Source organism: Streptomyces sp. NPDC005574, assembly GCF_040605435.1.
GTDB lineage: Bacteria > Actinomycetota > Actinomycetes > Streptomycetales > Streptomycetaceae > Streptomyces.
The window spans coordinates 1-9856 of sequence record NZ_JBEXCW010000163.1; the positions used below are offsets into that span (position 1 = coordinate 1).

General features: G+C 69.7%; 8 protein-coding genes and 4 pseudogenes. 7 read left to right on the forward strand and 5 right to left on the reverse strand.

The genetic code is table 11. The annotated features are described in order from the left end of the window. From ABZT03_RS41470 to ABZT03_RS41485, 4 genes and pseudogenes are all read left to right on the forward strand, one after another. Window positions 1–1092: transposase (locus ABZT03_RS41470; protein ID WP_356049059.1), on the forward strand; the 1092-nt coding region annotated here is incomplete at its 5' end. Between the two features lie 120 nt (window positions 1093–1212). Beyond that, window positions 1213–1443: a hypothetical protein gene (locus tag ABZT03_RS41475; protein ID WP_356049061.1), complete on the forward strand. Its 231-nt coding sequence runs from the start codon at window positions 1213–1215 to the stop codon at window positions 1441–1443. Window positions 1444–1846: 403 nt separating this feature from the next. Continuing rightward, window positions 1847–2533: pseudogene (locus ABZT03_RS41480) on the forward strand (IS30 family transposase); the annotation flags it as partial. A gap of 57 nt (window positions 2534–2590) precedes the next feature. Next, window positions 2591–3465 (forward strand): annotated as a pseudogene (locus ABZT03_RS41485) (site-specific integrase); the annotation flags it as partial. 219 nt (window positions 3466–3684) lie between these two features. Here the strand turns inward: ABZT03_RS41485 and ABZT03_RS41490 are convergent. Both ABZT03_RS41490 and ABZT03_RS41495 read right to left on the reverse strand, forming a co-directional pair. Then, complete coding sequence (locus tag ABZT03_RS41490) at window positions 3685–4440, reverse strand: SDR family oxidoreductase (RefSeq protein WP_356049063.1); 756 nt, start codon at window positions 4438–4440, stop codon at window positions 3685–3687. A 148-nt stretch (window positions 4441–4588) separates the two neighbouring features. After that, entirely contained in the window at window positions 4589–5383 is a 795-nt protein-coding gene (locus ABZT03_RS41495; protein WP_356049066.1) for an SDR family oxidoreductase, read from the reverse strand. Between the two features lie 85 nt (window positions 5384–5468). On the opposite strand from ABZT03_RS41495, the gene ABZT03_RS41500 reads away from it, so the two are divergent. After that, window positions 5469–6320, forward strand: a complete 852-nt coding sequence (locus ABZT03_RS41500; RefSeq protein WP_356049068.1) for a helix-turn-helix transcriptional regulator — start codon at window positions 5469–5471, stop codon at window positions 6318–6320. A 192-nt stretch (window positions 6321–6512) separates the two neighbouring features. Here ABZT03_RS41500 and ABZT03_RS41505 read toward each other — a convergent pair. From ABZT03_RS41505 to ABZT03_RS41515, 3 genes and pseudogenes are all read right to left on the reverse strand, one after another. Further along, window positions 6513–6755 (reverse strand): annotated as a pseudogene (locus ABZT03_RS41505) (Tn3 family transposase); the annotation flags it as partial. Window positions 6756–6891: 136 nt separating this feature from the next. Continuing rightward, a complete protein-coding gene (locus ABZT03_RS41510; protein WP_356049070.1) occupies window positions 6892–7377 on the reverse strand; it encodes a hypothetical protein in 486 nt (161 codons plus the stop codon). A 16-nt stretch (window positions 7378–7393) separates the two neighbouring features. Beyond that, window positions 7394–8854 (reverse strand): site-specific integrase, encoded by a 1461-nt coding sequence (locus ABZT03_RS41515; RefSeq protein ID WP_356049071.1) that lies wholly within the window; start codon window positions 8852–8854, stop codon window positions 7394–7396. A 62-nt stretch (window positions 8855–8916) separates the two neighbouring features. Here ABZT03_RS41515 and ABZT03_RS41520 point away from each other — a divergent pair, with 62 nt between their 5' ends. After that, window positions 8917–9327 (forward strand): hypothetical protein, encoded by a 411-nt coding sequence (locus tag ABZT03_RS41520; protein ID WP_356049073.1) that lies wholly within the window; start codon window positions 8917–8919, stop codon window positions 9325–9327. Beyond that, window positions 9303–9856: pseudogene (locus tag ABZT03_RS41525) on the forward strand (RNA-guided endonuclease TnpB family protein); the annotation flags it as partial. The gene ABZT03_RS41520 and the pseudogene ABZT03_RS41525, both read left to right, overlap by 25 nt.

Consider the following 9856-nt stretch of genomic DNA (forward strand, 5'->3'; position numbering starts at 1 on the left):
CGGCACGTCTCGAAGACCAGCGTCAAGTACGGCGGCCAGTCGGCGCAGCTCAAGGAGATCCGGGCGTTCGACCCGGAGCGGCAGGGCCGCTGGTCGTTCTCCTCGCAGCAGGCCACGTTGCGCCGACTCGACAAGGCGTTCGCCGCGTTCTTCCGCCGGGTCAAGTCTGGTGAGACGCCCGGCTATCCGCGTTTTCGTGGGGTGAACTGGTTCGACACGGTGGACTTTCCCAAGGACGGGGACGGCTGCCGGTGGAACTCCACCCCGCACAACCCCGCCACCCGCGTCTGCTTCCAGGGCGTCGGGCATGTGAAGGTCAACCAGCACCGGCCGGTGGCCGGTCACGTCAAGACCGTGTCGGTCAAGCGTGAGGGCCGTCGCTGGTTCGTCGTGCTGGCCGCCGAGCAGGACCAGCCACAGCCGCTGCCCGCGACCGGCAGCGTGGTCGGGATCGACCTGGGCATCGCGAACTTCCTCGCCGACTCGGGCGGTGATTTCGTGCCCAGCCCGCGCCACGGACGCAAGGCCGCCGCGAAACTCGAAGCCGCGCAGCAGGCCCTGTCCCGCTTCCCGCGCCGCAAGGCCAAGGACCGCACCGCCAACCACCAGCGGGCCGTGGACAAGGTTGCCGAGTTGCACGGCAAGGTACGGCGCCGGCGCCTCGACCACGCGCACAAGACCGCTCTCGGCCTGGTCCGCGCGCACGACTTCATCGCGCACGAGGACCTCAAGATCCGCAACATGAGCAAGGCCCCCGCACCGAAACCCGACCCCGACCGGCCAGGCACCTTCCTGCCCAACGGGGCTACCGCGAAGGCCGGACTGAACCGTTCGATCAACGATGCCGGTTGGGGGGTGTTCCTGACGATCCTGCACGCCAAGGCTGAAAGCGCCGGACGGGAAGTGATCGCCGTGGACCCCCGCAACACCTCCCGCACCTGCCCCAAATGCGGGCACACCGCCAAAGACAACCGGCCCAGACAGGAAAAGTTCCACTGCGTCGCCTGCGGCCACACCGCCCACGCCGACACAGTCGCAGCCACCAACGTTCTAGGGGCCGGGCTGGTCCGTCGCCACGCCAACCCGGTATAGCGAGAAGCCCCGTCCTTCAGGACGGGGAGGAGTCACCAAGTTGAGTAGCCTCTCTGCGGTGGCAGCAAACGCGTTCCAACGGTCTCCCCGGCCGTCTCACTCGGCACGAAGGACCTACATATGTCCAAGACCACCCGCCACATCGGTAGCTGCACCCGGCCCGCAGCCATCTTGATCGAAGGCCGTGCTCCGGTCGACGGCCTCGCCAACGGACCCATCCGCACCGAGGTCTACGCGTGCGACGAGCACGCCCACACCGCGCGCACCGAGTGGATCGAGCAGCCGCTGACCGCCGTTACCATGCTCGCCACCACCGGGCACGGCTGCGGCGAAGCGTTTGATCACGTCTGACCCCGGGGTGAAGTTGCCCCGTGATCTTGGACACTCGTCGGTTATGCCGCGAGGGCGTGTTGATGCCGCTGCCTGGTCTCGGCCGGGGTGAGGTAGCCGAAGGTCTTGTGCTTGCGCAGGCGACGGCGGTTGTAGAACGTCTCGATGACCCCGTTGCCCAATTGGGTGAATGCTTTTGATCTCCGTCTTGGCGGGTGGTCGAGGGGTGGGCCCTGAGGTGGGGCTTGGGCAGCAAGCCTGTGATTCGATCTTGGGCGGAGGGTCGGGTGTCGATGCGGGCGGGCGCCGGTCGGGAGGTTTCTGAGGGGACGCGGCCGGTGGCATGCTTGATCCCAACCGGTGGAGGCAATTGATCATGGTCTCGTAGGCTCGGGTTCCGTCCCGCGCTTGGAGAGCCCCGCCCGTGAACACGCGTCGTGCCCGCCGCCCGCTGACCGCTGCCGACCGTGAGGGGATCTCCCGGGGGATCGTCGAGGGGCTGTCCGGGAAGGACATCGCCGCACGGATCGGCCGGTGCCCCTCGGTCGTCAGCCGGGAGATCGCCCGACACGGCAGCCGACCGAACTACCGTGCGGTCGAATCCAACTCCCGGGCCGCTGGCCTGCGTTGCCGTCCGAAGGTGCGCAAGCTCGACCGGCTCCCGGCCCTGTGCCAACGGGTACTCGGCGGGCTGCGCAATGCGTTGTCGCCCGACCAGATCGCCGGCCGGTTGCGTTTCGAGCACGGCAGCGGCGACCCTGACCTGGTGATCTCCCACGAGGCCGTCTACACGTGGATCTACGCGCTGCCCAAGGGCGAGCTCGCCCGCCTGGGGGTGGACCTGCGGTCCGGCCGCACCACCCGCAAGCCCCGCGGCCGGGCGACCGGCAAAGGTGCCCGGATCGTCGGCATGCGGTCCATCGACGACCGGCCCGCCGAGGTCGAGGGTCGCCAGGTCCCCGGACATTGGGAGGGGGACTTGATCATCGGGAAGGAGGGGAAGACCTGCCTGGGCACGCTGGTGGAACGGACATCCCGGTACTTCATCCCGGTCCCGATGCCCGAGGGAAGGTCCTCAACTGCCCTGTGCGACACCATGATTGATGTGGTCTCGGAAATCCCCAAGATGCTCCGCAAGTCCCTCACCTGGGACCAGGGCACCGAGATGTACGGAATCGGCGTCGGCAAGACCGCCGAACACCTCGGCGAGGCCCGCCCGCTCGCCACGGTCGCGGACGACGAGATCGGCGGCGCCCTCGAACAGCTGTGGGGCGAGCGGCGGTCAACACGTGGAACGCCCGCCGGGCGGCGGTGCTGTCCTGGCTGGGCTGGTGTGTCGAGCGCGGGTACGACGGCCCGAAGGTGCCAGCCTGGGTGAAGCGGATGCCCCCGCCGGACTCGGAGACCCCGGCCCGCTCGAAGATGGCGGTCGACCGGCTGATCGCCCGCCGCGACGTCCATCTCCGGGAGAAGACGCTGTGGCGGATGCTCTACGAAACCGTCGCGCGGTCGGAGGAGATCCTGGGCGTCAACATCGAGGAGTTGGACCTCGCCGGGCGCCGGGCTCCGGTGAAGGCCAAGGGCGCGAAGCCGCGCACCCGCCGCCGCGGCGTTCCACGCGAAGACTATGTCCTGGAGCCCGTGTACTGGGACGCCGGGACCGCCCGCCTGCTGCCCCGGCTGATCAAGGGCCGTACGCGGGGGCCGGTGTTCGTCACCCACCGCAAGCCGGGTCCCGGCAAGGTCCTCGCGCCGCGTGACGTGTGCCCGGACACCGGGCTGGTCCGGCTGTCGTGCGGCCAGGCCCGCGCCCTGCTCGATGCGCACACGGCCGTCGGCGGCGTACCCGGCACGGGCTGGGACCTGCACGAATACCGGCATTCCGGCCTTACCCACCTCGGCGAGGCTGGGGCCAGCCTGCCGATGCTGATGGCCAAGTCCCGGCACAAGAAGCCGGAGAACGTACGGCGCTACTTCCACCCCTCGGCGGAAGCGATTGCCGAGGTCACCAGCCTGCTCGGACCCGGCGACGCGCGCCGCTGATCCTGCTGTCACCGGTGTGCCCTACCGTGGAACCACACCACGGCCAGATGCGTACAGCCCTGCTGTCGGCCTCGCGGGCCAGTAGCCGACGATCGTGAACTGGATGCGACTGGCCGCGTCCACAGCGGCTTCCGCAGTTCCGCCATGATCTCCGCGTACGGGCCCGCGCTGACGCTGCCGGCCCGTTCTCGATGCCCAGGATATGGCCTGGACGCGTGATCAGCTCAGCGCGCCGCCGCTGGCGAGCAGCTGCTGTCCGCTGATCCAGCGGGAGAGTTCGCCGGTGAAGAACTCGACCGCGTCCGCGACGTCGTCGACCGTTCCCATGCGCGAGCCGAGGGGGCTGGCGTTCTGCACGAGCCGGCGGAGTGGGTCGTCGGCCTTGCTTTCGGTGAAGTAGCCTGCGCCGTCTGTCGCGGTCGGAATGACTGCGTTGACCGTGACCCCTCGTTCGCCGATTTCCTGGGCAAGCACTCCGACCAGGAAGCTCCCCGGCAGCTTGCTCGACGTGTAGAGGCCGAAGCCGGCCGTCGGGCGGAGCGTGGAACTGGATCCGATGTAGACGATCGAGCCGCCGCTGTCGACCATGCCTCCCGCCTTCTGCAGCGTGAAGAACGCGCCTTTGGCATTCACGTTGAACATGCGGTCGTATTCGGCTTCCGTGACGTCCAGCACCGGGCCGAGGCCCTCGTCGAGGCCGGCGTTCGCCACGACGATGTCAAGGCCGCCGAACCGGCTGCGCGCCGTGTCGAGCAGCGCCTCGATCTCGTCCGGCTTCGACACATCGGCGCGGACGTCGATGGCGCGGGAGCCTTCGGCTTCGATCGCCGCGACCGTTGCGGCGGCGCCGGATGCGTCCCGCGAGTAGTTGACCACGACGTCTGCGCCGAGCCGGCCCAGACGGATGGCGACCGCCTGCCCGATACCCCGGCTGGCGCCGGTGACGACGGCTACCTTGCCCGTGAGATCCGTCATGACTGATTCCCCTTTTTTCCTCTTTTCGGCGTCCCGCAGCTTCCGTGCGGGTCCGGGACCGATACCGGGCGCGTCGCCGGTGATCGAGATGCTGTCGCCGTTTGTACAGGGTCGTGAAGGAGCGGCCCGGAGCGCGGGCCGCTCTCTTTCAGGCGCCGGCACCGCCGTCGACCGGGATGATCGCGCCGGTTACATACGAGGCCCGGTCGCTGAGCAGCCACGCGGCCGCCTCGGCGATCTCGCGGGGCTGGCCCATGCGGCCGAGCGGTGTTCCCGCGGTACTGGCCGCGATGATGCCGGGAGTCGCCGCCTCCCACTCCTCCATCATCTCCGTGGCCGTGCCGCCGGGAGTGATGCCGTTCACCCGGATGCCCTCCGGGGCCCAGGTCACCGCAGCGGTCTCGGTGAGGCTGTTGAGCGCGCGCTTCATGGCGCCGTACGCGGGCAGGGGCGGTACCGCGCGGCGGCTGCCGATGCTGGAGGTGTTGACGATCGCCCCGCCGCCGCCCTGCCGCATCAGCGCGGCCTCGGCGGTCATGGCAGTCCAGTGCGAGCGGAAGTTCACCGCGAACTGCGCGTCGATGTCCGCGTCGCTGGTGGTGTCGAGCGGGCCGGGCTGCTGCTGGACGACCGCGCCGTTATTGAAGGCGCCGTCGAGCCGTCCGTGCAGTTCCTCGACGCGGTCGACCGCCGCGCGGATGCTCGCGGGGTCGGCGAGGTCCAGGGTGACGGCGTCGGCGACGCCGCCGTCGGCACGGATCTCCTTCACGATGCGGTCCAGGGCGTCGGTGCTGCGGGCGGCGAGCACGACGGCGGCGCCCTCGGAGGCGAAGAGCCGGGCCGCGGCCGCCCCGATGCCGCGGCTGGCGCCGGTGATGAACAGGACCTTGCCGGTGAGCAGGCCGATGGGTGCGCTGTCGGTGGTGTTCGTGTGGTTCGTCATGGCAACAGCGTCCGGCCGCCTGCCGGCCGGATACAGGCACAGGTTGTACCAGGATCCGCCGCCGCATCGCGCGCACACTGGGCGTATGGACAAACAGGAACTCGGGGCGTTCCTCCGCAGCCGCCGCGAGCGGCTCCGCCCGCAGGACGTCGGCCTCCCCTCCGGCCCGCGACGCCGCACACCAGGTCTTCGCCGCGAGGAAGCGGCGGTCCTCTCGCACATCTCCACGGAGTACTACATCCGCCTCGAACAGGGCAGGGCGCCACGCCCATCGGGCGACGTCCTGGCCGCGATCGCGGCAGCGCTGCGGCTCACCGACGCAGAGTCCGACCACCTCCACGTCCTCGCGGGCACCGCGCCGAACCGGACCGGACTGCACCGGCGCGACGTCCGCCCCAGCATCCTCGCCCTCCTGGAGCGGCTGCCACAGACGGCCGGCTTCGTCATGTCCGCCGCATGCGAAGTCCTCGCCTGGAACGACCTCGCGGCCGCGCTCATGGAGGACTTCGCTCCGCTCGCGCCCAAAGACCGCAACCTCGCCCGCCGGGCCTTCCCCGGACCGCAGCCCGCCGATGCAACGCTTTACGGGATCTCCGACGCCGCCGAGTTCCGCCTCAGCGTCGTGATGCAACTCCACACCACGCTCGCCCGCTACCCCACCGATCCCGCGGTGACCGGCCTCGTCGACGAACTCCGAGACGCCAGCCCCGACTTCGCCCGGCTCTGGGAACGACACGACGTACAGGCCGCGCCGATGCTCACCAAGACCTTCCGCCACCCGACCGTCGGAGAGGTCACCGTCGACTGCGACACCCTCACCCTCACCGACCGCGACCAGCACCTCGTGCTCTACAGCGCGCCTCCGGAATCCCCCGGCGCCGAAGCCCTCGCTCTGCTGAACGTCCTGGGAGCACAGGCCAGTCACTACCCGCGGTAGCGCCACAGCCAGCCGCCGCGAGCACTATCGCGGCAGGAGGCGTACCGGGCCCGCCGACGGTCGGCCGAGCGGGTCCGCGAAGCCGTAACGGCCCCCGCCGGTGTGACGGCTCCCGTACCCCTCTCCGGGGCTCTGGCCAGCGCGGACGCCTAGGTCAAGATGGTGGCGACCACGACGAGCCGTCGTACGACGTCACTCGTCGTCGGTGGCGTCCGGGTTGCGCAGCGGGCGCATCCCGCCGGGCAGCTCGGGCAGCTTGAACGAGTACCGGCCCAGCATGTTGATGTGCTGCCGGACGAACGGGGAGAGGCGGGCGACGTCCTCGTCGCGGACGTCGAAGCCGTCCGCCCGCAGCTGGTTGACCGCGGCGTCCATGTAGCGGGTGTTGAAGAGGACGACGGCGTTGAGGACCAGGCCGAGCGCGCCGAGCTGGTCTTATCCGAACTAGCCCAGCTCGGCGGCAGGTCCGCCTGCGAGCCGTCGTTCACCACGGAAAGTAGTCGTGAAGAAGTTAGGTGGACGGGTTCCGTCGGGCGTGTCGTGCACCGTTGTCCGCGCGCGCTTTGCGGTCCTACTGGGAGAACGCGTAGGTCCGGACGGGGTCGAGGTGCAGTTCGAAGGGCCCGAAACAGTCGGCCGCGAGGGTCGCGACCGGAGCGCCGCAAGGGCAGGCCCGGTTGAGCCCCTCGTCGCCTGTCGGTCCGCAGCACCCACTGCTGTTCTCCCAGTTGGGCAGTGGCTGAAGGCCGGCGGCGTCATCAGGGTGCACCAGCACTGTGTGTCGGCTGCCGGCCGAGATGACGAAGCCTTCTTCACGGCAGACCACAGGTCCGCGCGACTGAGCAGGTTTCGGGTCCTCCTGATCGTCCTGCATGACGTAGGGAGGTCCCCAGGGCTCGGGATCGATCGCGTAGTGGCCCTGAGGAACATTGGCCGGTGCCCGGCGTGTCTCCTTGTCCCGGTCGCGCTCGTCGTCTGAGACGTCAGGAACGGCGGCAAGCTCGGCCAGCTCCGGCGTGATCGCGGTGCCGCACTTGGAACAGAGGAAGACGGTCATCCCCTCGTTGTAGTGCTCAGGACTGCCCCTTCGCATCCTCGTTTCGCTGCTCGGAGTCGATGCGCGCGACGACGCCACGGAGATCGGGCATGCCCAGGTGGACGGTGGTGTGCCGGGCCGCGAGGTCGCGCATGGCGGCGAGCTTCTGCTCGGCGGCGGCGAGGCTGGCCTCGATCGCGGCGACCTCGCCGAGCCATCCCTGTTCCTTGGCCTCCTGGAGCCGGTCGAGCAGGTTCGCGTGGATCTCCTCCAATCGGGGCATCTGCTCGGGATCGGGCCGCAGGACAGGGCAGCGGATGCAGGCATGTTCGTGGACGCAGGGGGTGCCAAAGTCGCGTGCGCAGACGCCGAGGGCGACCTTCCGCAGCTCGAAGTGGGCGAGGAAGTCCTGCCATTCCTGTGCGGTGGGCTCGCGGTACTCCTCCCCGGGCCGCAGGGCTCGGCGGCGGGCGATGAAGGACCGGTGGTGGTTGATGACGTCCTCGGGATAGATCGCGGCATAGCCGAGGGTCGTGTCGACCGTCCGGTGGCCGCAGATGCGGGCGGCGATATGCGGCGGCAGGCCGGAGCGGAGGGCGTCGGTCACGAAGATTCTTCGGAAGTCGTGGGGCGTGTATCGCAGCTGCTCGTTGCCGGGCCCGGTCAGCCCGCTCGCGGCGAGAGCGTCGTTGAGGCAGGTGTAGATGTAGTTGCGCGGGATCGCCCGGTCTTCTGGGCCGCAGCGGCGCTGGAAGAGGAACGGCATCGGTGCACTCCAGAGTCGTTCCAGACTGTCGTAGGCGGAGACCAGGGGCATGGCCTGCTGCCCGCGCCGGACGCGATGAATGACCGCAGTGAGCACCTCGCCGAGCTCTGGTGAGACCAGCAGCAGCCGCTCCTGGTCGAGCTTGGACGGGGCGACCTGGAGCATGGGCACGATCTCGGTGGTGGGCAGCTGGTAGGCGACAAAGCTGTGGTGGGTGAGTTCGAGTGCTTCCTCGATGCGCATGCCCGTGTGGCGAAGGACTTCGACGATGGCCCAGGCCCAGAACGCGCGTTCCTCTTCCACGGTCAGGTCCCGGCGCCGGCCGGTGGCGGGGTCGTCGGCGTAGACGCGGGAGGACACCCCGGCGCGGCGGAGGAGGGTCTCGCCCGCCGGAGTGGTGAACGGGGCTCCGGCCGAGGTCTCCCGCCCGGTGGCGAGACAGGTCTGGGCGTCCTTGAGCTGGCGCTCGACAGCTTTGACCAGGGACGGGAGGGCGGGCAGCAGGGTGCGGGTGCGCTGGTCCATGGCCGCTTTGCGGCGGGCGCGGTTCTTGCTGTGGTCGGTGTCGCTGTCGCTGTCGCGGACCGGGCAGGGTGCCACCCACGGGCCCCAGCGCGTCGGTTCGTCGGCGGCCCAGCGGGCGAGATCCTGGTAGAATGTGCGGACCCAGCTGAACACGGTGTGCGCGTTGACCCGCGGCCGGATGGGGGTGCCGTGCCGGTCGCGGACCATGCGGACGCGCTCCCGCCAGGCGGTGACGGTGACGGTGTCGGCGTCAGCGAGTCGGTGCCCGGGTGGTGTTTCTCCAGGTCACGCCAGAAAAGTCCGGCCAGGGTGCGGGCCATGTCCTCCAGCGTGGTGTAGTCGACGTCCACCGCGCGTTCGGTGAGGTAGTCGACCAGGAGGTCGCGTATCGCGGTGCAGGTGATGCCCTGCCGGTCGACCAGGGCTGCCGGTGTCAACTGCCAGGGCAGCATCACCGTCTTCAGTCGTGCCGGGGCGTCGGGGCCGAAGACGCCGAGGCCCGCGAGGAGCGCGTAGAAGAGGTGCTTGCCGTGGTAGCCGTTGGTCTGGTGCTCGCCGATGGCGTGCTGCAGCTCGACGCAGTCGCCGATGGTGACGTCGTGGACGGTCCCGCCCTTGGAGGCCACGATCCAGGTGACGCGGTTGAGCGCGTTGTTTCCGCTTCCGTGAGGGGAGGCTGACGCTGGCCAAGATGGCGGAGCCGCTGGACGTTGTGTGGTCGCGGCCGCTGCCCGAGGGGGCGGCGCCGTCCATGGTGACGGTGTCCCAGGACGCGGCCGGGCGTTGGTTCGTGTCGCTGCTCTGCGTCGACACGATTGCCCCGGCTGTGGCTACCACGGGTGCGGTGGGCATCGACGTGGGGATCACGTCCCTGGCGACGCTCTCCACGGGGGAGAAGATCACCAACCCGAAGCATGAGCGCAGGGACCGGGCCCGCCTGGCCCGGGCTCAGCGGGACTTGTCGCGCAAGGCCAAGGGGGGCGGCGCGAACCGGGTCAAGGCTCGCCGGAAGGTCGCCCGCGTCCACGCCCGTATCGCCGACCGGCGCCGCGACACCCTGCACAAGCTGACCACTCGGCTCGTCCGTGAAGACCAAACGGTCGTGATCGAAGATCTGACCGTCCGCACTATGGTCAAGAACCACAGGCTCGCCGGCGCCATCTCCGACGCGGCGTGGCGGCAGATGCGGACGATGCTGGAGTACAAAAC

Bases quoted from the DNA above. Each gene is read 5' to 3' on its own strand.
- ABZT03_RS41475 (WP_356049061.1), top strand. From the start codon at position 1,213: ATGTCCAAGACCACCCGCCACATCGGTAGCTGCACCCGGCCCGCAGCC.
- ABZT03_RS41490 (WP_356049063.1), bottom strand. From the start codon at position 4,440: ATGACGGATCTCACGGGCAAGGTAGCCGTCGTCACCGGCGCCAGCCGG.
- ABZT03_RS41495 (WP_356049066.1), bottom strand. From the start codon at position 5,383: ATGACGAACCACACGAACACCACCGACAGCGCACCCATCGGCCTGCTC.
- ABZT03_RS41500 (WP_356049068.1), top strand. From the start codon at position 5,469: ATGGACAAACAGGAACTCGGGGCGTTCCTCCGCAGCCGCCGCGAGCGG.
- ABZT03_RS41510 (WP_356049070.1), bottom strand. From the start codon at position 7,377: ATGACCGTCTTCCTCTGTTCCAAGTGCGGCACCGCGATCACGCCGGAG.
- ABZT03_RS41515 (WP_356049071.1), bottom strand. From the start codon at position 8,854: ATGGTCCGCGACCGGCACGGCACCCCCATCCGGCCGCGGGTCAACGCG.